General features: G+C 66.0%; 24 protein-coding genes and 1 pseudogene. 5 read left to right on the top strand and 20 right to left on the bottom strand.

The annotated features are described in order from the left end of the window. Positions 1-15: 15 nt before the first annotated feature. Positions 16-1,107: a winged helix DNA-binding domain-containing protein gene (locus tag EU513_RS09125; protein ID WP_129625588.1), complete on the bottom strand. Its 1,092-nt coding sequence runs from the start codon at positions 1,105-1,107 to the stop codon at positions 16-18. Between the two features lie 18 nt (positions 1,108-1,125). Beyond that, the gene (locus EU513_RS09120) at positions 1,126-1,968 is read right to left on the bottom strand and encodes a DUF4081 domain-containing GNAT family N-acetyltransferase (protein ID WP_240795991.1); all 843 of its coding nucleotides are present in this window, start codon (positions 1,966-1,968) and stop codon (positions 1,126-1,128) included. 73 nt (positions 1,969-2,041) lie between these two features. On the opposite strand from EU513_RS09120, the gene EU513_RS09115 reads away from it, so the two are divergent. Together EU513_RS09115 and EU513_RS09105 are read left to right on the top strand one after the other, a co-directional pair. Beyond that, positions 2,042-2,608 (top strand): DUF402 domain-containing protein, encoded by a 567-nt coding sequence (locus tag EU513_RS09115; protein ID WP_129625586.1) that lies wholly within the window; start codon positions 2,042-2,044, stop codon positions 2,606-2,608. A gap of 177 nt (positions 2,609-2,785) precedes the next feature. Further along, the gene (locus EU513_RS09105; protein WP_129625585.1) at positions 2,786-3,118 is read left to right on the top strand and encodes a hypothetical protein; all 333 of its coding nucleotides are present in this window, start codon (positions 2,786-2,788) and stop codon (positions 3,116-3,118) included. Between the two features lie 54 nt (positions 3,119-3,172). Here the strand turns inward: EU513_RS09105 and ispG are convergent, their stop codons facing one another. The 12 genes and pseudogenes from ispG to EU513_RS16665 form a co-directional block, all read right to left on the bottom strand. Further along, a complete protein-coding gene (ispG, locus tag EU513_RS09100; protein WP_205744737.1) occupies positions 3,173-4,315 on the bottom strand; it encodes a flavodoxin-dependent (E)-4-hydroxy-3-methylbut-2-enyl-diphosphate synthase in 1,143 nt (380 codons plus the stop codon). A 96-nt stretch (positions 4,316-4,411) separates the two neighbouring features. Then, entirely contained in the window at positions 4,412-4,768 is a 357-nt protein-coding gene (locus EU513_RS09095) for a hypothetical protein (RefSeq protein ID WP_136622858.1), read from the bottom strand. 509 nt (positions 4,769-5,277) lie between these two features. Next, positions 5,278-6,615 carry an RIP metalloprotease gene (locus EU513_RS09090; protein WP_129625690.1) on the bottom strand — a complete coding sequence of 446 codons (1,338 nt, stop codon included), beginning with the start codon at positions 6,613-6,615 and terminating at the stop codon, positions 5,278-5,280. 158 nt (positions 6,616-6,773) lie between these two features. After that, positions 6,774-7,964 carry a 1-deoxy-D-xylulose-5-phosphate reductoisomerase gene (dxr, locus tag EU513_RS09085; RefSeq protein ID WP_129625582.1) on the bottom strand — a complete coding sequence of 397 codons (1,191 nt, stop codon included), beginning with the start codon at positions 7,962-7,964 and terminating at the stop codon, positions 6,774-6,776. Continuing rightward, a complete protein-coding gene (locus EU513_RS09080) occupies positions 7,961-8,674 on the bottom strand; it encodes a hypothetical protein (RefSeq protein ID WP_129625581.1) in 714 nt (237 codons plus the stop codon). Before EU513_RS09080 ends, dxr begins: the two co-directional genes overlap by 4 nt. Continuing rightward, positions 8,671-9,867, bottom strand: coding sequence for a WXG100 family type VII secretion target (locus tag EU513_RS09075; RefSeq protein WP_129625580.1), 1,197 nt, complete (start codon positions 9,865-9,867; stop codon positions 8,671-8,673). Before EU513_RS09075 ends, EU513_RS09080 begins: the two co-directional genes overlap by 4 nt. Further along, positions 9,867-10,073: a hypothetical protein gene (locus EU513_RS09070; protein WP_129625579.1), complete on the bottom strand. Its 207-nt coding sequence runs from the start codon at positions 10,071-10,073 to the stop codon at positions 9,867-9,869. The genes EU513_RS09075 and EU513_RS09070 overlap by 1 nt, the downstream gene beginning before the upstream one ends. Before the next feature lie 133 nt (positions 10,074-10,206). After that, positions 10,207-10,929, bottom strand: a complete 723-nt coding sequence (locus tag EU513_RS09065; protein WP_205744725.1) for a lysoplasmalogenase — start codon at positions 10,927-10,929, stop codon at positions 10,207-10,209. Further along, the gene (locus EU513_RS09060; RefSeq protein WP_129625578.1) at positions 10,926-12,377 is read right to left on the bottom strand and encodes an NAD-dependent succinate-semialdehyde dehydrogenase; all 1,452 of its coding nucleotides are present in this window, start codon (positions 12,375-12,377) and stop codon (positions 10,926-10,928) included. The genes EU513_RS09065 and EU513_RS09060 overlap by 4 nt, the downstream gene beginning before the upstream one ends. A gap of 185 nt (positions 12,378-12,562) precedes the next feature. Then, positions 12,563-14,005: a gamma-aminobutyraldehyde dehydrogenase gene (locus EU513_RS09055; protein WP_205744724.1), complete on the bottom strand. Its 1,443-nt coding sequence runs from the start codon at positions 14,003-14,005 to the stop codon at positions 12,563-12,565. A 163-nt stretch (positions 14,006-14,168) separates the two neighbouring features. After that, positions 14,169-14,555, bottom strand: coding sequence for a hypothetical protein (locus EU513_RS16365; protein ID WP_240795990.1), 387 nt, complete (start codon positions 14,553-14,555; stop codon positions 14,169-14,171). Positions 14,556-14,751: 196 nt separating this feature from the next. Continuing rightward, positions 14,752-14,958: pseudogene (locus tag EU513_RS16665) on the bottom strand (DUF4386 family protein); the annotation flags it as partial. On the opposite strand from EU513_RS16665, the gene EU513_RS09045 reads away from it, so the two are divergent. From EU513_RS09045 to EU513_RS09035, 3 genes are all read left to right on the top strand, one after another. Beyond that, positions 14,860-15,438: a TetR/AcrR family transcriptional regulator C-terminal domain-containing protein gene (locus tag EU513_RS09045; RefSeq protein WP_370447354.1), complete on the top strand. Its 579-nt coding sequence runs from the start codon at positions 14,860-14,862 to the stop codon at positions 15,436-15,438. The pseudogene EU513_RS16665 and the gene EU513_RS09045 sit on opposite strands and share 99 nt — an antisense overlap. 237 nt (positions 15,439-15,675) lie before the next feature. Next, positions 15,676-16,293: a hypothetical protein gene (locus tag EU513_RS16125; protein WP_129625577.1), complete on the top strand. Its 618-nt coding sequence runs from the start codon at positions 15,676-15,678 to the stop codon at positions 16,291-16,293. Positions 16,294-16,468: 175 nt separating this feature from the next. Next, complete coding sequence (locus EU513_RS09035) at positions 16,469-16,906, top strand: nuclease-related domain-containing protein (protein WP_240795988.1); 438 nt, start codon at positions 16,469-16,471, stop codon at positions 16,904-16,906. A gap of 214 nt (positions 16,907-17,120) precedes the next feature. Here the strand turns inward: EU513_RS09035 and EU513_RS09030 are convergent, their stop codons facing one another. From EU513_RS09030 to EU513_RS09005, 6 genes are all read right to left on the bottom strand, one after another. Next, positions 17,121-17,582, bottom strand: a complete 462-nt coding sequence (locus EU513_RS09030) for a hypothetical protein (protein ID WP_129625575.1) — start codon at positions 17,580-17,582, stop codon at positions 17,121-17,123. A 111-nt stretch (positions 17,583-17,693) separates the two neighbouring features. Further along, positions 17,694-18,506, bottom strand: coding sequence for a hypothetical protein (locus EU513_RS09025; protein ID WP_129625574.1), 813 nt, complete (start codon positions 18,504-18,506; stop codon positions 17,694-17,696). A 623-nt stretch (positions 18,507-19,129) separates the two neighbouring features. Next, positions 19,130-20,914: an exonuclease domain-containing protein gene (locus tag EU513_RS09020; RefSeq protein ID WP_129625573.1), complete on the bottom strand. Its 1,785-nt coding sequence runs from the start codon at positions 20,912-20,914 to the stop codon at positions 19,130-19,132. Between the two features lie 427 nt (positions 20,915-21,341). Further along, complete coding sequence (locus EU513_RS09015; RefSeq protein WP_129625572.1) at positions 21,342-22,409, bottom strand: macro domain-containing protein; 1,068 nt, start codon at positions 22,407-22,409, stop codon at positions 21,342-21,344. A gap of 16 nt (positions 22,410-22,425) precedes the next feature. After that, positions 22,426-23,055 carry a DUF4433 domain-containing protein gene (locus EU513_RS09010; RefSeq protein ID WP_129625571.1) on the bottom strand — a complete coding sequence of 210 codons (630 nt, stop codon included), beginning with the start codon at positions 23,053-23,055 and terminating at the stop codon, positions 22,426-22,428. Further along, on the bottom strand, positions 23,055-26,264 hold the full coding sequence (locus tag EU513_RS09005; RefSeq protein WP_129625570.1) for a type I restriction endonuclease subunit R: 3,210 nt from the start codon (positions 26,262-26,264) through the stop codon (positions 23,055-23,057). Before EU513_RS09005 ends, EU513_RS09010 begins: the two co-directional genes overlap by 1 nt. Position 26,265: the final 1 nt, after the last annotated feature.

The raw sequence follows: 26,265 nt of genomic DNA, 5'->3' as shown, positions 1-26,265 counted from the left end.
GCGTCCCCCACAATTTCAGGACCATTGCAGTTCGAGTTCGCGCTGGTGGAAGGCTGCCAGTCGCTCGGCTGCGTCGTGCACGGCCGTGCGCTCCTGCGATGAGAGCCGAACATCGGCTGTCACCGACACGATCACGTGTTTCGGCGCGACCTTCCGCTTGAAGGTGCCGACATCGTCGAGTCCGGCGATCACCACCCCGCCGCCGGCTTCTGACACCTGCCTGGTCCGGTCCGCGTCGGGACCTCGCCGAACGAAACCCGTTGTGGGGTAGGTCAGTTGCGCCTCGTCGAAGGTGGACAACAGGTAGGCGTCCTGAGCTCGCGTGGCGCGAGCACTGACCGACGGGTCGAAGTGGAGCGTCTCCCCCTCGCATTCGACCGCAGCCAACCGCTCACCGAGGTCGACGATGGCCGCCCTGATCTGCGTGAGGGTCAGACCGCTCCAACGCTGCAGGTCCCGCTCGGACGCGGGCCCGTGTCCGGCATAGAACCGTTGTGCGAGGCGCCGGGCCGCTTCGTCCGGATCGAGCTCCTTGTCGTGCGCGACGACGTCCTCGACCAGTTGATACGTGTGTTCGGTGCCACGCGGCGGACCCGAACAGATGACGGAACGCACCTCGGCGACGAGCAGTTGGTGCCCGATCTGTTCGCCGGACGCCGGTAGACCATTCCGTGCGAAGTGTCGCTGAATCTCCTTGCGGGTCAGCGCCTTCCCTCCGGCCAGCAGGTTGCTGAGTGCTTCCGAAGCTCGGCTCAGGCGCCGTGTGTCCAGGCCGAGTCCACGGTGGCGAGCGGCGAGACTCGACTCGACCTTCGGCCCGGTGAGGGCCTGGATCCATCGCAGGTCCTCGGGTGCGACGAAATGCCAGGTCGGTCGCAGGATGTGCGTACGCACCCAACCTCCGGCGCGCTGTTCGTCCAGCACGGCGTCGTAGGTGGACGAACGCGTCCGCATAGCCAGCGAGTGCGCTGTCAGTGGAGCGTCCTGGGCCTGCACGCAGACCAGCAGGCGCACTGCGTCCGAACCGGTTCGAAGCTCTGAGCCGGACAGCCGTTGAGTGGCCAGCCGACGCCGGAGCACCCAGTCACGCGTCACTCGCCGTGGCATCCGAGCGTCCGAGTCATGTCAGAGGATGACGGTCGCGAACGTGTCGCGATGCTGGAAGCCGACGCGTTCGTAGGTGCGGACAGCTGAGGTGTTGAAGTCGTTCACGTAGAGCGAGGCCGTCGGCGCGTGCTCGCCGAGTACCTGTTCCACCACGGCTTTCATTGCCGGTGCGGCCAGGCCGTGCCCGCGCAGTTCGGGCGTGACCCACACACCCTGTATCTGCGCAACGCCGAGCGCGAGCGACCCGACGTCCGCCTTGAAGACGACGCGTTTGCCCTCGACGATCACGTAGGTGTGGCCTTGCCGGATCAGCGAGGCGACCATCCGTCGGTACTCGCGATCGGAGCCGTAGAACGGCGGGTAACCGATCTCGCTGGTGAACATGTGCGCCGCAGCCGGAACGACCAGGTCGAGTTCGCCCATGGTCGCCGGGCGGACACGCTGGTCGGCGGCCACCTCGACGTTGAGATCATCCGCGGTCAGCGCCATCAGCGGCTGCTGCTCACGCACGGAACGCGGTGTGCCCCAGTGTTTCTCGAGCCGGTCCCAGAGTGGCAGCACCTGCGACGCGAGCCCGAAGACCGAACTGCTGCGTCGCCGGTAGCGGCGCAGTTTGCCGGCGTAGGCGTCCAGCTCGCCCTCGTCGAGATTGATCGGCACCACGTTGGCCGACGTCCAGCACATCGACCTCAGGTCGTCGCCGCCGCCCATGGCGATCACGTTCTGGGCCGCGTACTCCCCACCCGAGGCCAGGCGCGCGGCGACGAACACGTTGGCCACCGGATCGGTCGCGGCCAGGCGCAGCGCGGCGTCCAGGTCCTCGGACCGAAGCGTGGCCGGTGGCCGGAACGTACGAAGCACCCCCTCAGCCTGCCAGCCCGGCGCCGCCGACGGGCGCGAACGCCGATGTTGCCTTGCCGATACCGTGGCGCGCATGACGACCGATCAGCCAGATGCCAACACGCCGGTCGGTACGCCGGTCCACGTCGACTTCCGTAAGTACGACGGTCGTGAGCACTGGCAGGAGCACTACTTTCTGCTCGGCGTGGACGAGATCGGGACCTGGTTGGGCATGCGCGCAGGCACCCCCTTCGCACGGCCTGGCGTGGACGTCACGGCACGCACCGACACGGTGCGACTCCTGCCCCACCAGGCGCTCTGGGCCGCCTGCTACAACGCACCCGACCCGACCGGACAACTGCGGTCCCGCACCTACGTCGATATCACCACGCCGGTCAGTTGGACGCGCACCGACGAAGGTTTCCGGGCGACTCTCGCCGACATCGACCTGGACGTGATCGAGCGTTTCACCGGTGAGGTGTTCATCGACGACGAGGACGAATTCGAAGCGCACACAGTCGCATTGAGCTACCCACCGGAGCTGGTCGACGCGACCAGACGTACGGCGGACGAGGTCTTCGGCGCGGTCCGCGATCACCGGCCGCCCTTCGACGGCACCGGTGAAGCGTGGCTGGAGCGAATCAACGATCTCCCGGGCTGACGAAACCTGATTCGTAGGCGAACACCACCGCCTGCGTCCGGTCGCGCACACCGAGTTCGGCCAGCGCGGACGCCACATAGGCCTTGACTGTCTCCAGGCCGAGGAACAGTTCCGGCGGCGCTGGTCGTCGATCGTCCGACCGCGTGGGTCGCCACGCTGACGGCGACCATGGGTGCTGTGAGTCTGGCTGTGGTGGTACCTGTGGGCCTGGATGCGGCGCGAATGTTCGTCGTCGAGGGCGTGCTCTCGTTCGTTGCTGCCGCGGGCCTGTTCGTGCTGGCGACCGGCCGTGCCCAGGTCAAGGCCTGGGTGCCGGTGCTCGCCGCCTTCACCGGCACGGGCGCCCTGTTCGCCTGGGGCCTGTTCCAGGCGGTGGTCACCATCGTGCCGAACGACCTGGTGCCCGCAGACACTCCGAGGACGGTTGTCGTGTATGCCGCTGGTCGCGGCGCGGTCGGGTTGCTGGGCGGTTGGGCGCTGACTCGTGAGCTTCGGCGCATCGCCCGCTGACACGCGAAGGCCGGTCGCCCGAGAGCGACCGGCCTTCTCGATGTCGGGCGTACGTCAGCCCACCGTGACGGTCGGCGCACCCGCGCCGTCCTCGTCGATCGGTTCGCCCATCTCCTCGGCGATCCGCATCGCTTCTTCGATGAGGGTCTCCACGATCTGGCTCTCCGGAACGGTCTTGATGACCTCGCCCTTGACGAAAATCTGACCCTTGCCGTTGCCGGAGGCGACACCGAGGTCGGCCTCGCGAGCCTCACCCGGGCCGTTGACGACGCAACCCATCACGGCGACGCGCAACGGGACGGTCAGGCCCTCCAGGCCGGCGGTGACCTCGTCCGCCAGCGTGTAGACGTCGACCTGCGCACGCCCACACGACGGGCAGGAGACGATCTCGAGCTTGCGCGGCTTGAGGTTCAGGCTCTGCAGGATCTGGTTGCCGACCTTGACCTCCTCGACCGGCGGCGCGGACAGCGAGACGCGAATGGTGTCGCCGATGCCCTTGGACAGCAGCGAACCGAAAGCGACCGAACTCTTGATCGTGCCCTGGAAGGCCGGGCCCGCCTCGGTGACGCCGAGGTGCAGCGGCCAGTCGCCCCGTTCGGCGAGCATCTCGTAGGCCTTCACCATCACGACCGGGTCGTTGTGCTTGACCGAGATCTTGAAGTCGTGGAAGTCGTGCTCCTCGAACAGCGACGCCTCCCAGACGGCCGATTCGACCAGTGCCTCCGGGGTGGGCTTGCCGTACTTCTCCAACAGGCGCTTGTCGAGCGAGCCGGCGTTGACGCCGATGCGGATCGAGACACCCGCAGCCTTGGCCGCGTCCGCGATCTCCTTGACCTTGTCGTCGAACTGGCGGATGTTGCCCGGGTTGACGCGCACCGCCGCACAACCGGCGTCGATCGCGGCGAAGACGTACTTCGGTTGGAAGTGGATGTCGGCGATCACCGGGATCTGCGACTTCTTCGCGATCGCCGGCAGCGCGTCGGCGTCGTCCTGGCTCGGGCAGGCAACACGGACGATGTCGCATCCGGTGGCCGTGAGTTCGGCGATCTGCTGCAGGGTCGCGTTGATGTCGGTGGTGGGCGTCGTGGTCATCGACTGCACCGAGATCGGCGAATCGGAACCCACGCCGACCGACCCGACCTTGATCTGCCGGGTCTTGCGACGCGGCGCGAGGACCGGCGCCGGGGCGGAGGGCATGCCGAGCGAGATCGGGGTAGACGTCATGTCGCCCATTATCAACCCGCGCTGGTCACGAACCGAATCCGCGTGTCGCGCGGCCCGGCGATCCGTGTATCAGGCGTCCGCCGACTCGCGGATGAACACGTAGAGCCGCACCTTCGTCGGTCCCTGGTCTGCCGCCCATCGCTCGACGGCCGGCACCGGACGCCGCAACTGGACGACGGCGACAAATCCATCTTCGGCAGGCGAAACTCCGACGCTCTCTATCTCTTCCGCGGCTTCCGTGGGCACCTGCATCGCACTCGCACTAGCGACATCTAAGTCGGTGCCTTTTCCCGGTTGAGCGTCCCATGCCGACGTCTCCGGATGGTCAACCCTCTCGACAAAGAGCCCCTGCTCGTCCAGGTGTCCGGTGAGCCGCACCGCACCGTTGCCGACATCGGCCAAGTCCACAAGGGAGTCGCGAATCATTACGGTTGACGATTCACCTCGCGTTTCCGCAGGCGACGAGGAGATGATGCGGGGCCCTAGAAGCCACCCCGTAACGATTACCCCTTCTCCTGCAACCACAGCTGCCACTTTCCTGCGTTCGCACCGCTCGTAAGCTTGAGACACTTGTACGAGATGATGTTCGGGTCCGCCTGGTAGGCCGCTCCAGCGCTCAGACACGACGACTGCGACGCGTAGTAGCCCCACGGATGCCACTGAGGTTGAGGTCCCTGCTCCACCAACTGGATCGCGTGAACCGAGGGTCCGGAGGCGTAGGACGCCGAGGGCCCGCCAACCAGCAGACCCAAGACTGCAACCACCACCGCAACTAGACTCGTACCCAACCTTCTCCGCATCGCTCACTCCCCGACCCGTTGTCAAAAATTGTGTACTGATAATGAGCGGAGGCGAGGTCACTGTCAACAGCGGCGTCTCCTTCCGCCATCAACCGAAACCTCGGTCGCGCCAGGCGCCGGTAGTTACCGAAAACCTCAGTTGCCGAGTTTCACCGGGTTGACGATGTCGGCGTACGCGAGCAGCACGAACATCACGATCAGCACCAGCGAGACGCCGTACGCGACCGGCATGCCCTTCGCGGCGTCGGCGTAGATGCGTCCCTTCACTCCGCGGGCGCGCAGGACCGGGCGCTTGATCGCCTCCCACAGCGCCGTGGCGATGTGGCCGCCGTCCAGCGGCAGCAGCGGCACCAGGTTGAACACGAACAGCGCCATGTTCAGCGCGGCGAGCATCATCAGCAGCATCGCGAACTTGTCCATCAGCGTGATCTGCTGGATGTCGGCCACCTCGCCGGCGATGCGGCCGACGCCCACGACGGAGACCGGTCCGTTGACGTCGCGTTCACCGCTGCCGAACGCGGCGTAGAACACGCCGACCATCTTCTGCGGGATCTTGACGAAGATGGACGCGGTCTTGGCCAGGGTGTCCCACACGATGCCGGGCGCGGCGGTCAGCGGACGTCGTTCGTCGACGATCTTCGCCGCGCCGATGGAGGCGCCGATCACGCCGACCTCGGCCCGCTCGCGCTGACCCTTCCAATCCAGGACGGGAGCGCCGTCGGCGTCGATCTTGTCCATCGTCCGGGCGACGGGAGTGACGGTGATCGCCTGTTGCCGACCGTCGCGCAGCACCACGATCTCGACCGGCTTCCCGGCGTGCGCGCGGATGGTGTTGATGGCCTCGGTGCCACCGGTGATCCGGCGTCCGCCGATGGAGACCAGTTCGTCGTCATCCTTCAGTCCCGCGACGGACGCGGGTGCTCGCTCGGCCGGCGCGCAGGTTTTCACCGCGGCGTCCTGGCACTGCTGAACGGTGTAGATCTTGGCGGCCTTCTCCGTCGGCAGGCCGATACCGCACGCGACGATCGTGAGCAGTACGGCAGCGATGACCAGGTTCATGAACGGTCCGCCGAACATGATGATCAGCTTCTTGTGCGTCGGCAGGTCGTAGAAGACGCGGTGCTGGTCGGCGGGCGAGACTTCCTCGTGCGCGGCGTTGCGCGCCTCGTCGACCAGCTGGCTGAAGCGTCCGGTGGACGATGCACGGACGCGGATGGTGCCGTCGGGGAGCACTTCGTCCTCGGGCCGCGGCGGGAACATGCCGATCATCCGGATGTAACCGCCGAGCGGGATGGCCTTGACGCCGTACTCGGTCTCACCCTTGCGCTTGGACCAGATGGTCGGACCGAAGCCGACCATGTACTGGGTGACCTTCACCCCGAACTTCTTGGCCGGGGTGAGGTGGCCGATCTCGTGCAAGGCGATCGACGCCCCGACACCGAGGATCATGAACAGAACGCCGAGCAGGAACATCACGCGCGGAAGTCTCTCACGCGTTCATGTGCACCGCCGTCGCGAACGTGGAGCCTCAACTGCGCAAACCGCGGTTTGTGAGTCCCTGCCTGTGCAAACCGCGGCGCCACTGGCGCGGTTTGCACAGCTGGGTTACGCCGAACCGTGGCTTGCACAGTTCAAGCCGGTCGTCGGTCGAGGAGTTCGTTCGCACGGGCGCGGGCCCAGGTCTCGGCGTCCAACACCTGCTCGACGCTGAGTTCGCGCTCGGTCTGTGCGTCGTGCTCCCCGACGACGCGGGCGACAGTGTCGACGATGTCGGTGAAGCTGATCCGGCGGTCGTGGAAGGCCTCGACGCATTCCTCGTTGGCTGCGTTGTAAACGGCCGGGTAGGTCGAGCCCGCGCGTCCGACCTGGCGGGCCAGTTGCACCGCGGGGAACGCCTCGTCATCGAGCGGGGCGAACTCCCAGGTGCTGGCCTTCGTCCAGTCGATCGCGGTCTCGACGTCGGCCACACGGTCGGGCCATCCCATGCCGAGCGCGATGGGCACCATCATGGTCGGCAGTCCGATCTGTGCGACGACCGCACCGTCGACGAACTCCACCATCGAGTGGATGTACTGCTGCGGGTGCACCACGACGTCGATGTCGTCGATCGGCACGTCGAACAGCAGGTGCGCCTCGATGACCTCCAGCCCCTTGTTGACCAGCGTCGCCGAGTTGGTGGTGACGACCTTGCCCATCGCGAAGTTCGGGTGCTTGAGGGCTTGCTCCGGCGTGACGTCCTGCAGTTGCTCGCGGCTCATGCCACGGAACGGCCCGCCACTGGCGGTGACGACGAGCTTGCGCACCTCGTCGCGCCGTCCGGCCAGCAGCGACTGCGCGATCGCCGAGTGTTCGCTGTCGACGGGGACGATCTGCTCGGGCTTGGCTAGGGATTTCACCACCGGGCCCCCGACGATGAGCGATTCCTTGTTGGCGAGCGCCAGGGTCGAATTCGCTTGCAGCGCAGCGATGGTCGGGACGAGACCGATCGAGCCGGTGATGCCGTTGACGACCACGTCGGCGCCGCAACCGGCAACGATGGACGCCGCCTGGTCACCCTGCAGCACCTGCGTCGCCCCGGGCTGCTTACCCATCGCCCGACAGGCCGCGATGATGCGCTCGTCCAGGTCGGTTCCCTGGCGAGCCACACCCACCAGCGGCACCTCGAACTCCGCCGCCTGCTTCGCGATGAGGTCGAGATCCGATCCGCCGGCACTGAGCGCGACGATGCGGAACCGGTCGGGGTTGTCGCGGACGATCCGGCACGCCTGGGTGCCGATCGAACCGGTGGAACCGAGCAAGGCCACGGTGCGAGGAGAAGTCACGCGGTCATTGTGCCGCCTGGACCTGCCGGCCCCGCGCAAGCATCGTCGCCGACGGTCGGCAGAAGCGTCACGATGCGGTGCACGATGCAGTCGAGGTCGACGGGTTCGAGTTCCACCTCCCCCGGCTGCTGCGGTGCCACATCGGTGAGCCAACTGCCACGGGTGCCGCCGAGCACACCGATGAGACGTCCGCGGGGCCCACCACGCAGGTGAAGGGTTGCGTCGAGACGGAACTGGCAGTCCCCCCACGGTTCGGCCGCGTCGACCAAGCGCATCGGATTCCCTTGTGCGGCAAGCGGTTCGAGCGGGATGATCCAGTCCCGCACAACGTCGTCCACCGCGGCGGGAGCAGCGAGCCCGAACTCATGCACGCCGTCCGCGCTGACATCCTCGACCACGAAGAAGCCGTCGCAGCAATGCAGGTAGCGAGCAGCCCACAGGTCACGACGCAGGTCGGATGCGATCAGGACGAGCGACGCGTCCGCCTCTCGTCTGCAGCGCAGCAGGTCGAGGATCTGCTCCGGGACGCCGATGGACCCGTCCTCTGCCATCGCCCCGTGAGCGAAGAGGGCACGCTGAGCGACGGTCATCGCGACCGACCGGGCGTCGGGCTCCAGTACGTCGAGGAACGGAAGTGCGACGACGTGATGGTCGCCGCCGAGCAGCACGAGCTCCTCGTCGGTCAACCGCGGCGGGGGTGACTCGGTCATCGCGGCACGCCTACCTCGGCTGGGGGCGGCGGATACCACTTCAGACCGCGGAACCCGGCAGGTGGCGGAGCGGGCGGACCCATGGGCGGCGGCGCAGGACGCAACGGGGCGGGCGGGCGACGCCTCGCCGCATCGGGGTGCGGTGACCTGGTCGCCAGGTATTTGATCAGCATGGCGGCAGGAACGTCCTGCTCGACCTGCTTGAGCAGAATGGGTGGAAGCCCCTTGGTGAGCCAATCCTCGTTGTCGTAACTGGCATTCGCGCCCTTCCACACCACCCACGTCCCGATCGCGATGGCACCGGGCAGCCGAGCAGAGGTACGCATCGCGATGACGCCGCCGATCTGTGCCAATCCCGCCAGGCGGGTACCGGCGTCGCGCCACCCGGTGTAGCCACCACCGGTCTTCACGTCCTTGATGCCCGGTCGCGCAGCGTCGAGGATCCCGACGACCGGAGCCAGCGGCCCGAGCAGTCGTACCACTCTTCCACCACCCGGCACCCGGTCGAGGTTGCCGGTGATGAAACCCTTCTGCAGTTTCTGGGTGGCTTTCGTGTGCGCGGCGGTCTGGTTCGGCGTGAGGGTCGGCTTGCGTTCGAGGTGGATGACGGTGACGGCGGCACGGCCTTTTGTGAGTGCCGCGATGGACGCCTTCGCCAGACCGACGCGGCGAGCACCCAAGTGCCACAACGCTTCCGGCGGGTCAGCGCGTTCGAGCCCGGTACGGAAGGTCGACACAGCACGGCGATGCCTCAGCCACAGATCGTCGTGCTGTCGCGTGAGATCACCGACGGCGCCCTGCGCCTTCGTCAGTTCCTTCTGTGCTTGGGCCGTGCTCAACGGATCCGTGGCAACCCGAATCTCGGACCGCAACACCCGCACGTCGAACTCCGCGGCGACAATCTTCCGACGCAGTTCCCTGTCCTCGGCCTGATGGCGGTCGAGGGTGCCGGCATACGTACGCACCACACCCGCGACGATACGCAGCGCAGCAACCGCTCGATCGACGTCCTTGCCGTAGGTCACGAACGTACCCGCGAACGACATGGACCCACTCCCGTTCCAGTTCGCCAGCCCGGCGTGCACCGCGTTGCGCTGACTGCCTCGTTGCACGCTCAGTTCGTCCGCCCGCCCGGTCAATGCGGTTGCCGCCTTGCGCAGAACGCCGGGATCACCCTCGATCGGACGCCGCATCACTGCACCGATCGCATCGCAGCGAGGACGAGTGCTTCGTTGCGGCTGTACGCACCACCCGCCGTCGCGAGGCTGTCAGCGAGGCAGCCGCCACCGTCGACGAGCATCCCCAGTGCCAGTTCCCATTTCGTGGCGAGGTTGAACGAAAGGCTGGAGCATCCTTCGTCCCCACAGGCACCGTCGACCGCGACCAACGCGTTGCGCACACCGCAGTGGCACCTGCAGCACCTGGTTGGTGGCCTGTCGCAACTGACGTGAACTCGCTTGCAGGTCAAGCGGATCGACCGAGTACTTCATGAACATCCCTTTCGTCCGTCGACGAGAGGGAGGCTAGGACGATTACGCCTGACGCGTTTCGGTTATCCCCAGGGGCGCACTCGGACGGTCGGAACGATCGATCACGGCGGCGACGATCAGCGCCTGCGCAGCGAAGTAGGTGAGCATCACCCAGAAGCTGCGGTGGAGCAGGTCGACGTCAGCGAACGCGTCCAGCGCGATGAGCGAATCGGACAGCATGAAGATCGCACCACCGATGCCCGCGTGAGCGCCGAGTCCGGTCGAGAGCATCGCCATCACCGCGAGCGCCAGCCCGTAGACGATCACCGGAGCAAGCATCACGCCGGCACCGGGGGCGCACCACACGACGAGCACGGCGAACGCAGCCAGGTACGGCAGACGCGGCCAGCACCGCCGCCACGGCGGCGCGTCATCCCGATGCGGCCAGAACGCGCGGATGTAGGCGCCCTGGGCCACCAGAAAGGCTGCGACGAGGCAGAGGAAGGCAGGGTCACCGTCCACGAACCGCGGCAGCGTGTCACCGAGCCAGGCGAAGAAGAGCGCGACGGTCACACCACGAACCAACGATCCCCGGTCGGTCGTGCTGGTGAGCAGCACTGCGGCCAGCGCAGGCATCAGCAGCACCTGGGTGATGTCGCTGACCAAACTGTCGGGCACGACCAGTTGCGAGACCAAATGCAGGCCCGCCACCAAGCCGGCGGCCGCGACGGCGACCCGCGAGCGAGAATCTCGCCCGATCCCACGCACGATCGAGCGCAGGCTCACAGAGCCAGGCCGACGTACTTGGTCTCTAGGTACTCGTCGATGCCTTCGAAGCCGCCCTCACGACCGAAACCGGACGCCTTGACGCCGCCGAAGGGCGCGGCTGGGTTGGACACGATGCCCTGGTTGACCCCGACCATCCCGTATTCGAGCGCCTCACTCATGCGGATCGCTCGGGAGAAGTCCTGGGTGAAGAAGTAGGCGACGAGTCCGAACTCTGTCTCGTTGGCGCGGCGGACGACGTCGTCTTCGTCGGTGAAGGTCTGGATACCGGCGACCGGACCGAAGATCTCCTCGGCCGTCATCCGGGCGTCGCCCGGCACGTCGGTCAGCACTGTCGGCGTGAAGAAGTGGCCCTTGCCCTCGGCGGGCTTGCCACCGGTGACCACCTTGGCGCCGCGCGACGTGGCGTCATCGAGCAGTTCCTGAACTCCCGCAACGGCTTTCGCGGTGATGAGCGGACCCACGGTGACGCCGTCGTCCATGCCGTTGCCGACGGTCATCGCGTCCATCTTGGCCGCGAACTTCTCACTGAACTCCGTCGCCACCGACTCGTGCACGAAGAACCGGTTGGCCGCGGTGCAGGCCTCACCGATGTTGCGCATCTTGGCCAGCATCGCGCCCTCGACGGCCTTGTCGATGTCGGCGTCCTCGAACACGATGAACGGGGCGTTGCCACCGAGCTCCATCGAGACGCGCAGCAGCTGCTCGGCGGACTGTTCGACCAGCTTGCGTCCCACGTTCGTGGAACCGGTAAAGGTGAGCTTGCGGGCGCGCGAATCGCGGATCAGGGGTTCCATCACACCGCCGGAGTCGGACGTGGTGATGACATTGATGACGCCGGCGGGCACGCCGACCTCCTGCATCAATTGCGCGAGCGCGAGCATCGTCAGCGGTGTCTCGGACGCGGGTTTGATCACCATCGTGCAACCCGCCGCGAGTGCCGGACCGATCTTGCGAGTGCCCATCGCGAGCGGGAAGTTCCACGGCGTGATCATCAGCGAGGGTCCGACCGGCTGCTTCATCGTCACCAGGCGGGTCGCGCCGTTGGGCGCGGTCGACCAACGCCCGGAGATCCGCACGGCCTCTTCAGCGAACCAGCGGAAGAACTCCGAGCCGTACGCAACCTCGCCCTTCGCCTCGGCGAGCGGCTTTCCCGTTTCGAGCGTCATCAGCTCGGCGAAGTAGTCGGTGCGCTCGACCAACAGGTCGTACGCCCTGCGCAGCATCTCACTACGATCACGCGGCGCGGTCTTGGCCCAATCGGACTGTGCCGCAGCGGCGGCCGCAAGCGCTGCCTCACCATCTGCGACGGACGCGTCCGCCACCTTCGCAAGCACTTCTTCGGTGGCGGGGTTGTGCACGTCAAGCGTTCGTCCACCTTCGGCGTCGCGCCACTCGCCACCGATGAAGAGTTGGTTCCTGACCTGGGAAACTGTCGATTCACTCATGGGATCCAGTATTGCGCCGAAGTGAGCCGGATTACATCCAGGGTGTTGTCGTGACCGGACGGATGAGGGCTGTCGAGCGCAGTCCGGCATCGCCATCGCGCGACATCCACCGCACCTACTGAAATGCACCGAACCCACTACGCATGCGCAATGGGTTCGGTGGCAAGTAATGGGGCTCGGTTGGCCTAGGAATCGAGGTTGGCCATCACGTGCTTGACGCGGGTGTAGTCCTCGAACCCGTACATCGACAGGTCCTTGCCGTAGCCGGAGTGCTTGAAGCCGCCGTGCGGCATCTCGGCGACCAACGGAATGTGAGTGTTGATCCACACGCAGCCGAAGTCGAGCGCCTTGCTGACCCGCATCGCGCGTCCGAAGTCCTTGGTCCAGACCGACGACGCCAGCCCGTACTTCACGCCGTTCGCCCAGGCGATGGCCTCGGCCTCGTCGTCGAACTGCTGGACGGTGATGACCGGGCCGAAGATCTCGTCCTGCACGACCTCGTCGTCCTGCCTCAGACCGGATACGACCGTCGGCTCGAGGAAGAAGCCCTCACCGAGCGAAGAGACACGGTTACCACCGGTGGCGACGCTGGCGTGGCCCGGCAGACGGGACAACATGCCGGTGATCTTCTCCAGGTGGCCGGCACTGTTGACCGGGCCGAACAAAGCGTCCTCGTCGTCGGGCAGACCGACCTTGGCGTTGCTCCGGGCGTAGTCGGCGAGCGCCGCGACGAAGTCGTTGTGGATCTTCGGGGACGCGAGCACACGGGTTGCCGCGGTGCAGTCCTGTCCGGCGTTGAAGTAACCGGCGGTCGCGATACCTTCGACCGCAGCCTCGATGTCGGCGTCGTCGAACACGATGACCGGCGCCTTTCCGCCGAGTTCGAGGTGAACACGCTTGAGGTCCTTGGACGCCGACTCGGCGACCTGCATACCGGCACGAACCGATCCGGTGATCGCGACCAACTGCGGGATCTCGTGTTCGACGATCAAGCGTCCGGTGTTCCGGTCACCGGTGACCACGTTGAAGGTGCCGGCGGGGAGGAACTCGGACGCGACCTCGGCCAGCAAAAGGGTGGTCTCGGGTGTGGTGTCACTCGGTTTGAGGACGACGGTGTTGCCTGCGGCGAGCGCCGGGGCGATCTTCCACATCGCCATCATCATCGGGTAGTTCCAGGGCGTCACCTGGCCGACGACACCGATCGGTTCCCGGCGGATCCAGCTGGTGTGACCCTTCATGTACTCAGCCGACGCGCGACCTTCGAGCACCCGTGCAGCGCCGGCGAAGAAGCGCAGCTGGTCGACCATCGGCGGGATCTCTTCGGAGGTCGTCAGCGCGTAGGGCTTGCCGGTGTTCTCGGCTTCGAGCTTCACGAACTCGTCCGCACGCTTCTCGATGGCGTCGGCGAACTTGAGCAATGCCTGCTGCCGTTCGCTCGGAGTCGTCTCGCCCCACTCCCCCGCGAACGCCTTGCTCGCCGACTCGTACGCGGCGTCGACGTCGGCTTCGCCCGAGATCGGCGCCTTGGCGACCAGCTGGGCGTCGACCGGGTTGACGATGTCCTGCGTCCGGTCGGTCTGCGCCTCGACGAACTTTCCGTCGATGAAGTTCTTCAGTTGCCTGACCACGAGGGCCCTCCCTGTTCTTCGGATTCGAACATCTCCGAGCCTATGTCCCTTGCACGCGCAGTGTGACCCAGGTTGCACAGTGCGCCCGAATCCGCCCGCCGGCTCGTCGGTCACGACTGTCGGAGTCCCATCGGTGCCGAGATCGCCCAGAGCTGCGCGGCCATCACCAGGGGGCGATCACGAGGCAGGTTGCAGCGACGGCGAGCACGGCGTGGTAGACCGCGAAGTCGCACACCAGGGCACTGGTCGAGGGGGCGAGGCTCGCTGCCGAGACATCGAGCCGCACGGCGCGTGCTGCGACCGCGACCTCGGTGCCCGACACCTGCGGCAGGAACGACAAGACCGACGACAGCGGGGCGAAGGCGCCCTGGACGTTGGCGATCACGAAGGCGTCCGCCACCACGTGGGCAAGGTCGCCAGGCCCCGACCATGGTGAGTCGGTGATCCGCTGGGCCAGCGGCCACGGAAGGAACGCGACGGCCGCCACCAGGAGTGCTGCCGTGATGAGCAGCGTGCGGGTCGACACGCGCTGACCTGCACCGACGTTCACGCCGCCACTGGAACCGCATGGTCGACAGGGCGCGCTTGCTCCGGTGGCTTGAGACCGCGAACGAAAAGCGTTGCGGCCAAAGCGATTTCCCAGGCGAACAGCGGCACCGCGAGCACAAGCACAGGCTTGGTGAGCCCAACATGACGGCGAGGTTCATCGCAGCGACCACCACCGCGCCGCCGAGGCCGAGCCACGGCACGATGCGTGGCACCAACCGACGGCGCAGCAGCAGTGTGGCGAGCAGCGCGGCGTTGATCGGATTCAGCAGACCGGGGCCGACCAGGAAGGTCCAGTCGTGCAGCAGGTGCAGTACCAGCACGAGGTGCGCATCGAGGCCCGGCGCTGCATCGGTGGCGGGGCGGGCGACGGCGGGCAGGATCGCGACGACGCCGCTGAGGATCACCGCGGCCTCGAGCAGACCGAGGAGTTCATCGGCAACGCGGACCCGATCGACAACCTGTGCACGATGGCGCTCGTCGCGTTCGACGCCATCGCCGCGCGCCCGTGGCTGCCCGACTACTTCATGCGCAACACGATCAGCCAGCCCAACAGCCTGCAGCCCTACGAACGTTTCGGCGAACAGGTGCTGCGGCTCGAGCTCACTCCCATGCAGAGCTTCCTCGCGGTGCCGGCGGTGCTCGGGTTCGTTGTCGGCAGCGCCGCCGACATCGGGCAGCAACCCCCGCAGGAGGTGCTCGACGGCACGATGAGCCGGGAGGAGTACTTCGAGCACGCCGTCGCTCCGTGGCGGGCGCTCGACCCGGTCGAGTTCCCGTTCATGCACCACATCCTCGAGGAGTTCGCGGAGCACGAGGATCGCGACCAGTTCGCGGCCGGGCTCGATCTGCTGTTGGCCAGATTGCGTTTACAGGCAACGAGGTAGCCGAGATCTGTGACGCCAGCGAGCCCTTCTGTGGCCCAGCCACATACTGTCAGTTGAATTCCTGGGCAAGGACCGCCCGGACGCCGTCTACACGGCCAAGCGCTGACGGCGCCGGCCGCGAAACCTGGCTCGCGGCCGACCAAGATCACAAGTCGGGCACGACATCACTTGTTGAGCGATCAAGGAGCTAGTCTCCGCTGGGGGCACAAGGGATGGGCCCTACCAAGGGAGGAAAACATGAAGCGCCTCAGCATCGTTGCTGCTCTTATTGCTGTGCCCCTTCTCGCGGGCTGCAACTCGACGACCAACGTGTCGTCGTCCTCGTCGACCAGCAGTTTTGCTGAGACCCAGACATCCGAATCCTCGTCGGCCGAGTCGTCGAGCACCGACGGGTCGGCGTCAAGTTCGGAGTCGCCGGCCGCGTCCGAGTCCAGTGAGACCTCGGCTGCGTCGGACGGATCGTCACTTACGAAGCCGTTCGGCTCGACGTTCACCTGGGACGACAAGCTCGCGGTGACGGTGTCGAAGCCCGTGCCGTTCACCCCGTCGGAATACGCGGTTACGGACAGCAAGTTCAAGAAGTTCGTGAAGCTGACCGTGGTCATCAAGAACGGTACCGACAAGGTGTACGAGTCGTTCAACTTAAACGAGAGTGCGACCTCCGGCGATCAGCAGACCGACAAGGTCTTCGACTCCGCCAAGGGCATCGAACTGCCGACGGCGAAGATCCTGCCCGGCAAGTCGCTCACGTACAACGTCGCCTATGGCTACACGCCCGGCCAGGACTTCACCCTGACCGTCAACTCGATGGACCGCTTCGACCGCGCAGACGGCATCTACAGCGGGAAGCTCTGACACCAGACATATCCAGCCCGGGCTCCACGATCGTGGAGCCCGGGCTTTCCATTTCAAAGAGACGCCAGGACTGCGCAAATACGGGTTGCGGGGCGGCAGGCTTTGCGACGAGCGGGCTGCCTGGGACTTAAGTTCGCCGACTGGGCAGCCGCGCCTATCCGGCGCGTCCGTAGCGGTGCTGCACGACCGCCGCATTCCCTGCACACGCACCAACATCGACCACCTTGTCGTGACAACTGCTGGGGTGTGGGTCATCGATGCCAAGCGGTACAAGGGACGCCTCGAGGTGAGGGTCGAAGGCGGCATTCTGCGTCGCGTGGAGAGGCTCATCGTGGGACGGCGTGACTGCACCGCACTGGTGGACGGCGCACTCGATCAGGCCGCGATAGTGAGAGATCTTGTCGGTGACCTGCGCGTGGTCTGTGCGCTCTGCTTCGTCGACGCCGATTGGCCGCTTGTCGGCGGGGCTTTCTCCACGCGAGGGGTTCACGTGCTGTGGCCGAAGCGACTGGTCAAACTTCTTCGCGATGACCTTCTCGGCGAAGCACCACTCACAACGACGGACGTCGCCCGGATGCGAGGAGTGCTCGCCGCAGCTCTTCCGCCGGCGTGAGGAAGATTCGGAACTATCTACCGTCGGCGCCGGTTGTACTTCTTCCCGAGCTCGGACAGTCGAGAACACAGCGAATTCCGTTGAACCTTATCGAGATTAAGCGGGGGTCCATCAACGCAAGTGCCGCCGACTCCAACCCACCCAGTGTGTCCGCGTCATCGACCGGCACTGTGACGACTCGCAGGTGATCGTGAACCCAAGTGGTCAACGCGGGTCAGAAGTCGACAACGAATCCGACCGCAGACCCCGGCGACCTCTGAGGGCTGACATCCGCCAGTCCAAGCCACCATGAGACGACGTGGCTCAGATTTACGGTCATCGTCGGCATGTTCAATGCCGCACCTTGCAGCGGCATCACAGCGGCCGGCACCAGGTGCATGTGCCCCGGCGTCGGGGGGCAGTTGTCGATGTACTGGAGCATCGGCCGTGCGAGCTCTTCGGGTGCCGGCCCTCTTCGATTGAGCAGAGACTTCACCCCAGATGTCCTGAGAGCCTCGCGTACAGCGGCGCGTCGGGCCTCAAGGGCCCTGCTGCGGGAAGCGGGAATCCCTTGGACGAGACCGGCCGCTGTGAGCAGCGTGACGCGAGGGCACGGCTCACCCCGCTCCGCCTGCGCGATGAGCGTCGCGAGCTCTTGGCTGATGCCCGTGGCAGTGGACCCCGAGTACTCGTGCATGCGGTGATTGTCGCACCCACCGCCATGGTCTGTGCCGCTTTGCCTCCCATGGAGGATTGCGCGGCGACTGGCGCTATGACGGGCTCAGCAGCGGCTCGCACCCCCTCAGCGTCAGGCACCGGGGCGTGACGTCAGCCCCTGCCGCCACGCCCACTCGAACGTATCCACCTGCGGCAGTCCCCAATACCGAAGCAGCGCGTTCACCACGTCGAGCCGCGCCCGACCGTCCTCGAGCGCAACGGCCTGCAGTGTCGGGGGCAGTTCGCCTGCGGCAAGGCGTTTTTCGAGCTCCGCCGCCGTCATGCAGGTGACGATGTGGTCGGGAATCGTCATCGGTGGAAGGAAGCCTTGCGGCGTAGGCCGGTCGCCGCGGAAGGCCGCCGCGAGTGAGTCGGCAACCAGTTGCGCACCCACACACTGGTCGCCGGGCAGGAAGATCAACTGGCCGACCGTGCCACCGTCGCCGGGCACCATGTCGACGCAGTACATGCCGCGCTCGTCGGGATCGCCGACCGGAAGCCAGTGCTCGGACACAACCGCCGGCTGCACACCGACCGGGAAGCGACGCGTTTCGAGGTCGACTCTGGTGCGCCACCACCCGGCCCAGCGTTGCGGATCGCGGGTCTTGACGCTGAGTGGCCCCCACATCCCCGCCCCCACGAACTCCTGCGCGAGCGGAGTGTGCGGAACCGCCGGATCGATGCTCGAGTGTCCCGCCGACACCTCCGCAAAGGCCCGCGCCTGAGCGGGCAGCGGACCCGATCGGCGCTCCTGTTCCTCGATCGACGCACGCCTCCGTCCGACCTCCTCCGCGTCACCCGGACGGAACAACTTCCGCAGGTAACCGATGTCGCGATCTTCCGCCCCCAACGTTCTGTGCGGCCGCGGACGCAACCCGCCCGGGGGGACGAGCGTCCGGGTCACGGACGATCTCCAGCGGTCCCGAGCCCAGGTGTCCGAACACGTGCGGCGAGGGGTACTCGGGCACGAACCGCACCGACCCGTCCGCACGGATGGTTAGCTCAAACCCCTCTTTCCCTTCGAACAGCGGCCACACCGCAGGATGCCGCCGCATCGCGACACCGTCCACCCGGATCCGGCGCCGCCACCACCGCTGCGGGTTTCGACCGAGCGACACCCTCACCTCCGAGTGCGCAGGGTCGCTCAGCGCCCACACCTGGGGCACGATCGCGCGGAGTTCGGTGAGGTCGAAGGGCACGAAGTCATGAAAGCACCCACGTCCGATGCACGGGCGACTCCGCCTAACGTTCTGAGGCTGCCCTGGTAAACGAGATTCGCCCCTCGCTCCTCAACCGATTTGCTCGGAGTTACCGAACCATCGGCGGGCACCTCGCGTTTCCTGCTAACCGGATCGGCGGCAAGGTGACGATCAACGGCGCGAAGGGCTTCCACCCGCGCATCAAGGACCGCAGCGACCTGACGCTTGAGTGCATCCGCCGGACAGGCGTGCATGACTTTCGTTGCGGCACGTGGCAACCGGATCGCAGTGTGGGCGACGCAGCATGGCCTCGCCTGACCCTCCGCGGCTACTCCACGTCCTCCTCGATGTCGACCCCGTAGCCGACGGCAAGCCCAGCCAGGCGCCGTTGGTAGCCCTGACCGATCGCTCGGAACCGAAGCGCCCCGTTACGCCAATACACCTCAGCGAGAAGCATGCTCGTTTCGTCGGCGGCCGCATCGAGCGTCGCGCGCGCCAGCAACGAGCCGTCGCTCGATCGCACGCTCAGCTCAATAGCGCCGAGGTCTCCGAACGTGCCATCACCATCGATCGCGGTGGCAAGGGTGATTCGTGAATCGATCGGAAGTGCCCCTGCCCGAACGTCGACGGACGCCTGGTCGGGCGTTGCGAGGTCGAGGTCGACGAGGCCGGTCGGATGGGTCGGTTGGTTGTAGAAACAGAAGTCCTCGTCGCGCGCGACGCTGCCCGTCGGATCCGTGACGAATGCGACGACGTCGACTTCGCCGACCGCCTCGGCAGCGACCCAGGTGGCAATAACGGTGAAGTCGAGGTGCGCGATATCGGTGACGCCACCTCGCGGGAGCGACACCACATCCACCGAATCGAGTTGCTGCGCCTCGTCATTCGCGCTGGGCTGCGAGGCACCGACAGGCTCGAGTGTCACAGGGTCGAGCTCGGTCAGAGCTCGATCCTTGACCTTGGAGATGCGTGCGTCCTTCTCGGCGTCCGCCAGCGCGACAAAGTCCGTCACGGTGACGGTGAGGTTCACCGCGCAGGTGCCACCAACCTCCTGCACACGGGTTCGCACGTCGGCCGCCTCATCGTGCGAGCCGCCGAGGATGATCACGCGCCTGCGCGAGAACCGCCCGGGGGCAGCCACTTTGGCGCGCGGTCTCGGTGGGCTGAGCACGGGCACCGCGTCAGGCATCGTCTGCACGACAACCTGCGCCATCGTTCTCGGGTCACCGGGTTCGACCGAGTCGAGCAGCCCCATGAACTGCTCCTCGGTCATCAGGCTGGTGCCGTGCTTGAGCGCGAGATCCGCCTTGCGCGTGCCGAGCTCGCCGTTCGACACGAGGACGCTGGTGCGTGAACTCACCGAGTTCATCACGTCGAGGCCGCACCTGGTTGCCGTCTCGATCAGCATCGCCCGGTCGCGGTGCGTCTGACCGGTGAACACCACCGTCATTCCTTGGCGCAGTGGTTGGCCGGGCACGTGCCGGCCGGGATACCGCCACATGCAGGGCGTGCGGGGCGCAACCGGCGGGTATCCGCCGAGGGGGCGTGGCCGCGCGTAGGGCAACGGCAATCCCAGCCGGTGCGCCAACGCGAGCGAATGACGCGTGAGCTCGACGAGCGCACGCACGTCGTCCTCGGCATCGTGGGCACGGTGTTGCTTGATGCCCCAGTAGTCGCACAGGCTCGCCAACCTGAAATCGGCCACCGGCAGGTCGAACCGCTGCGACAACTGGCAGGTGCACAGTCTGGTGTCGGCGGGAAAGCGGTGCCCGGCTCGGTGCGCTTCGTGGGCAAGGAAGTCCCAGTCGAACCGAGCGTTGTGCGCCACGACCACGCGCAGGCTGAGCATCTCGTGGATCCGCGGAGCGACATCGGCGTACCTGGGTGCACCGCGCAACCTTGCCCGGGTGATGCCATGAATCTCGACAGGGCCTGGGTCACGCTCGGGATCGATCAGCGTTGACCATTGATCGGTCACGACACCGTTCGGCTCCATCTGGGCGATCGCGATCTGGACCACGCGGTCGCGACTCGCCGTCAGGCCGGTTGTTTCGACGTCGACAAGTGCGTACGGGCGGTCGTAGGTGTTCGCGACGCCGATTGGCACTATCACGGCGTCCAGCCCGTCGCCAGGTCGGTGCGCTGTGCGTGCGTTGTCGAGTTGCGAATCATGGTGCCCCTTGTCCCCGGTCGTTCGAGGCTGAGGCTATCGGGCACCGCTGACGATGAGCTAGGGGTTCTTCGAATCACGGCTCTATCAAATGGGCGCCTCACCGCACCCTCGACGATCGCGTGCTCACTACGGCACGTCAGCCCCGATGGACCAGCGCTGGTCCAAGTACGTTGAGCCGCAGGACACTTCGCAGGGGTAAAGGGATGGATTACCGTGGGACTCCTCCGGAAGACGATGTCGGTCTCGATCGCCAGGTGAAGTCGGCCCCGCCCACGGAGCAGAGCAACTCGTAGGAGCACCCAGGTGAGGTACGACTATGCCCGCCCGGCCCAGCGGTCGGAGTCGACCATTCGCGCTTGCCGCTCGCTCACCCTCGAGTCGTCGCCAGCTGGGGCAACCAACCATGGTCCTGAAGCGTCCGCCACGCAGTTGCCACGTGCTCGGCGGTGAACATAGCTTGCTTGCGAGCAGTCCACGTTGAGAGCTGACGAAACGCCGCTTCCTCATCCGCGACGGGGTTCTCCCCCGCGGTTGCCAGCCAATGAACGGACGCCAGGAGTTCGAGCCCGTAGGGGGTTTCCCACCCACGAACCAAGCTCAGGACTCGTTCGATCCGCTCAGTCAGGTCCGGATCAGCAGCGATCAACCGCTCGGCTTCGTCACCACCATCCGACAACAATTGGATCGGTTCGGCTTCCTGCACCTTCGCGCCACCGTCCCCATAGCCCGTCAGGAACTGACCTTCGAGTTCCACCAAGACGAAGCGCAGGTTGTCGGCGTACGGCCCATAGATCCCCTTGCCATAGTTCAAGCGGAGTGGCTGCCCTGCTGCCTGAAGGAAGTACATCAGCTTCTGGATCTCGATCAACGATGGTCGTTCGAACGCAACACCCTCGTAGTCGCGGACGATCTTCAGTAAGGCAGCACGGGCAGGTGTCAACGACCGCGGCGGCCGTCGGTCGATCATCTCGGTCGCCTTCGGCGCACCCGCCGGCACGAAGAGCTGTACCTCAACATCGAGCCCGCCGAGCTCATCCAGGATGAGAGGACGCACCGTTGCCCAGGGCAGGCCGCCGTTCCCGCAGCCAAGTGGGGGTACAGCGACTGAGGTGATACCACGCTCGCTGAGGACGCGAGCCAAGTCAGCCAGCCCCGTCTCGATGTCTTCCAAACGCGACGGCGAGCGCCAGTGCCGTTTCGTTGGGAAGTTGATGATGTAGCGCGGGCCGGTGAGCGATCCGGTCTCCCACACGTGCACGCGGCCGGGCTGGATCTCGCCTGCCTTCGCGGCACGGGAGTAGGCCTTGAACATTTCCGGGTAGGCCCGTTTGAACTGCAAGGCGATGCCCTTGCCCATCACACCAACGGTGTTGACCGTGTTGACGAGGGCCTCGACGTCTGCCCGAAGGAGGTTTCCCTCGGTCTCGGTGATCATCGCGTGCTCCATGACCCTAGAAGTACCACTCCGGTATGACATCTACCGGAATACCAAGCGTACCCACAGTCCGAGCGGCCTCGTCTGCAACGGACTGAGTCGGCGCCACGACCCGAAGGATGCACTCGATAGGAACCATCTGGTGCACGAGCGCCTCGGCCATCCTGCGCTCCATCCGCTGCGGCTCGTCAACGGTGTTGTTCCACATCGTCTTGCGCATCAGGGGCCAGTCGACGAGGTCGTCGAACTCCTCTTCATCCACGCTGTACGACGCAACGGCAAGAGCTGCGTTCCGATCAGTGACCACCAGATCAAGTCCATGGTCCACCACCGTCTCTAGTGTTGACTCTAGGTAGATGATCCGCCCGCAGCCGCCGCTGTACTCCGGAACGTTGCCGCGGTGGATCGAATACATCATCGGACTACGCGGGGCGAAGTAGAACGGTACGTAGTCGGCCACGACGCCGTTGGGATGGCAGGGCACGCCGCGCGCCCGACGGTTCGCCTTGATGCCCCGGTTGCCAATCTCCACCGTCAGAAGGCCTTCCTGCGCAATCGAATCAGCCACCAGCCCGTGCGCAACGATGCTGGCTAGGTGTTCCACCCGCGTGAAGTGGTAAATCGATGTAGGCCTCGGTCGCGGCATCAGCTCACCCCCACATTCCGACGCTCCTCCGCAAACCTCGGCGCCATCGCCTCCATCTGCTCGATGACCGTCCGAATCGCCTCGGGCTGCTTGTCCGGCGGATACCCGTGCTTGATGAGCAATCGCTTGATCGAGGCGCGTAGCTTCGCACGCACGTCGTCCCGCACGGTCCAGTCGGTCCGCATGTCTCTGCGCATCACCGAGACGAGGTCGCGCGCGATCGCGCCGAGCACGTCGTCGCCCATGAGTTGAACGGCGGAGTCGTTCTCGCTGACCGCGTCATAGAACGCCAGCTCGTCCCGGTCGAGTGGTGGTGAGAACTGCGCGCCACGGTCTTCGTGCTCGGCGACGTCCTTCGACATCTTGATCAGTTCGGCGATGACCTCGGCAGCGGTGAGCTGCTGGTTCGTGTAGCGGTTCATCAGCTCGGTGAGCCGCTCACTAAACGCGCGCTGCGCGACGAGGCTGTTGCTCGCCGACCGGCGAACGTCGCTCAGCAGCTGGGCACGCAGCCGGTCGATCAGCACGTGCGGACTCTCGGCCTGCAGCTCGGCGATCACCTCCTTGCTGAGCTTGTGAATGGATTGCTGCTCCATGCCGGCCCGCTCGAAGATGTCGTAGACCTCGCCGGTGCTCGTCGCATCGTCGAGCACCTTCGCGAGCAGGGTGGCGACCTCCTCCGGCACCACTTCACCGTTCGCCTCGCGCTCCTGCGCCTCGATCTTCGCCAGCCACACCCGCACCTCGTTGTAGAAGCGGATGTCGGCCAGTCGGGCGGCCGCGCCGGGCAACTGGGCGCAGAGCGCGAACGCCCTGGCCAACTGGTGTGCGAGCCCCCGAAATCGTTCTGCGACAGGCCTTTCGGACGGGTCCTCCCCACGGTTTCCTTCCGTCGCCGGGCTGCGCAGGTAGTTCGTCACCGCTAGCACGGCCTTGAGCCAGCCAGACTTCGGGTCGGAGCCGTGAATTGTGCGCCAGTTCGTCGCCGCCGTCAGGATGTCAAGCTCGGCGAGGCGGTCGAGCAGAACCTCCAGCATCTCCTGCGCCGTGCGGCCGACTGCGTCGCGCTGGTCGCGGTCGCCGGCATGGGTGAACTCGGCAAGCGCGTCGTTGAGGTTCTCCATGACCGGCGCATAGGCGACGAGCAGGCCGTCCGGCTTGCCGCGGAAGGTGCGGTTGACCCGGGCGAGCGTCTGCATCAGCAGCGCGCCCTTGATCGGCCGGTCGAGGTAGAGCGTGTGCAGCGGCGGCGAGTCGTAGCCGGTGAGCATCATGTCCTTGACGATCACCAGCTCGAGTTCGTCGTCGGCGGTACGGAAGCGCTCCTTGATCGTCTTCTGCTCGCTCGGACGGCGAATGTGCTTGCGGATCAACGGATCCTGCTCGCTCGGCTCACCGGAGTAGACGACCTTGATCCGCCCCTTGTCGATCGCGTCGTCGTGCCAGTCGGGTCGCGTCGCGACGATCTCGTCGTACACCTGCGCGCAGATCCGTCGGGTAGCGCACACGATCATCGCCTTGCCCGGGCCGCCGATGAACGGCTTCATGTTCTCCCGGCGCACCTCCCAATGCTGGACGAGGTCGGTCACCAGGGTGTGCACGCGCTCCGGGGCCCCGTAGATCGCGTTGATGACGGCCACCGACTGCTCTACCTTCCGGCGTTCGGCATCGTCAAGCCCGCGGGTGGCCTCGTCGACGACCTCGTCGATCGAGTCGTCGGTCATGCCGTCGGCACGCTTGACCTCGATCAGTCGCGGCTCAAACACCACCGGCACGGTCGCGCCGTCATCGACCGCCCGGTTGAGGTCGTAGACATCGATGTGATCACCGAAGACCGCACGCGTGTTGCGGTCCTTCGTCGCGATCGGGGTGCCGGTGAACGCGATCAGCGTGGCGTTCGGCAGCGCGTCCTTGAGGTGACGCGCGTAGCCATCGAGCTGGTCGTAGTGGCTGCGGTGGGCCTCATCGGCGATCACCACGACGTTGCGCCGCTCCGACAGAAGGGGGTGACGCTTGTTCGCGTCCTTCTCCTCCTTCGACAGCCCGAACTTCTGCAAGGTAGTGAAGTAGATGCCCCCCGTCTTGCGCTGCGCCAATTCCTCCCGCAAGGACTCACGACTGCCCACCTGCTTCGGGCTCTCCGGCAACAAGGTGCTGGAGGAGAAAGCGCCGAAGAGCTGGTCGTCGAGTTCGGTGCGGTCGGTGAGCACGATGATCGTGGGGTTGTGCAGCTCCGGACGACGCATCACCGCCGCCGAGTAGAGCTCCATCTCCATCGACTTGCCCGAGCCCTGCGTGTGCCACACGACGCCGGCCCGCCCGTCACCTCGCACCGCGTCGACGGTGGTGCCGACGGCCTTCGTGACCGCAAAGTACTGGTGCGGCTTCGCGATGCGCTTGGTCACACCGCTCTTGCCGCGATCGAAAGCGGTGAAGTTGCGCAGCAATTGCAGGAACCGCTCCGGGTTGTAGACGCCGTCGAGCAGCACCTCCAAGCCCGTGCGCGAGTTCCCGTAGTAGTCGGTGTCGTCGAGTTCGACCGGGCGGCCGTCGTCGTCGACGTTCCAGGTGGCGAAGTGGTTGTACGGCGTGAACGGCGTGCCGTAGCGAGCGCCGATGCCGTCGCTGGCCACCACGAAACACACTGTGGCGAACGCGGTCGGGAACTCCGACACGTAGGTCATCAACTGCTGGTAGGCCGCTTGCACGGTTGCCTTGGCCGCGCCGGCACGCTTGAGCTCGATAACGCTCAGCGGCAGCCCGTTCACGTAGAGCACGACGTCGAACCGGCGCTCCCGATCACGATCGCGAACCGTGAGCTGGTTGATCGCCTGCCACCGGTTCTCGGCTTCGTTCGTGCTGATCAACCGGATGGTCGGATTCTGTTGTTGCCCTTCATGATCGACGTACGACGTGCCAGTCCACCCGTCGACAAGAATCTGGTGCAACCGGAAGTTCTCGGCCAGCGCATCGTTCGACTTCGGGGCCAGGATGTCGGCTGCTGTCTGCTCCAGGTATTGCGCCGGCACGTGCGGGTTGAGGCGCCGCAACGCGTCAATGAACACGTCGTACAGCACCAGGTCGTGCCAGCTTGCACGGCCGCCAGAACCCGGCGCGACGCTCGGGCCACTGCCCGGCTCCCATCCGATCTCGGCCAGATGCTCGAGAACCAGTTCCTCCCACTGGGCTTCGCTTCCGTCCTTGACCATC

The organism is Yimella sp. RIT 621 (assembly GCF_004146205.1).
GTDB classification, from domain to species: Bacteria; Actinomycetota; Actinomycetes; order Actinomycetales; family Dermatophilaceae; genus Yimella; species Yimella lutea.
This window is presented reverse-complemented; position numbering and strand designations above follow the sequence as displayed.

What these genes read in the sequence shown, in the direction of transcription:
- EU513_RS09010 (WP_129625571.1), bottom strand. Translation starts at nt 23,055, where the DNA reads ATGCCGCGACCGAGGCCTACATCGATTTACCACTTCACGCGGGTGGAA.
- EU513_RS09030 (WP_129625575.1), bottom strand. Translation starts at nt 17,582, where the DNA reads ATGCACGAGTACTCGGGGTCCACTGCCACGGGCATCAGCCAAGAGCTC.
- EU513_RS09090 (WP_129625690.1), bottom strand. Translation starts at nt 6,615, where the DNA reads ATGTTCCTGCTCGGCGTTCTGTTCATGATCCTCGGTGTCGGGGCGTCG.
- EU513_RS09095 (WP_136622858.1), bottom strand. Translation starts at nt 4,768, where the DNA reads ATGATTCGCGACTCCCTTGTGGACTTGGCCGATGTCGGCAACGGTGCG.
- EU513_RS09115 (WP_129625586.1), top strand. Translation starts at nt 2,042, where the DNA reads ATGACGACCGATCAGCCAGATGCCAACACGCCGGTCGGTACGCCGGTC.
- EU513_RS09060 (WP_129625578.1), bottom strand. Translation starts at nt 12,377, where the DNA reads ATGAGTGAATCGACAGTTTCCCAGGTCAGGAACCAACTCTTCATCGGT.
- EU513_RS09125 (WP_129625588.1), bottom strand. Translation starts at nt 1,107, where the DNA reads ATGCCACGGCGAGTGACGCGTGACTGGGTGCTCCGGCGTCGGCTGGCC.
- EU513_RS09075 (WP_129625580.1), bottom strand. Translation starts at nt 9,867, where the DNA reads ATGCGGCGTCCGATCGAGGGTGATCCCGGCGTTCTGCGCAAGGCGGCA.
- EU513_RS09015 (WP_129625572.1), bottom strand. Translation starts at nt 22,409, where the DNA reads ATGATCACCGAGACCGAGGGAAACCTCCTTCGGGCAGACGTCGAGGCC.
- EU513_RS16125 (WP_129625577.1), top strand. Translation starts at nt 15,676, where the DNA reads ATGAAGCGCCTCAGCATCGTTGCTGCTCTTATTGCTGTGCCCCTTCTC.
- EU513_RS09080 (WP_129625581.1), bottom strand. Translation starts at nt 8,674, where the DNA reads ATGACCGAGTCACCCCCGCCGCGGTTGACCGACGAGGAGCTCGTGCTG.
- EU513_RS09005 (WP_129625570.1), bottom strand. Translation starts at nt 26,264, where the DNA reads ATGGTCAAGGACGGAAGCGAAGCCCAGTGGGAGGAACTGGTTCTCGAG.
- ispG (WP_205744737.1), bottom strand. Translation starts at nt 4,315, where the DNA reads ATGCCCTCCGCCCCGGCGCCGGTCCTCGCGCCGCGTCGCAAGACCCGG.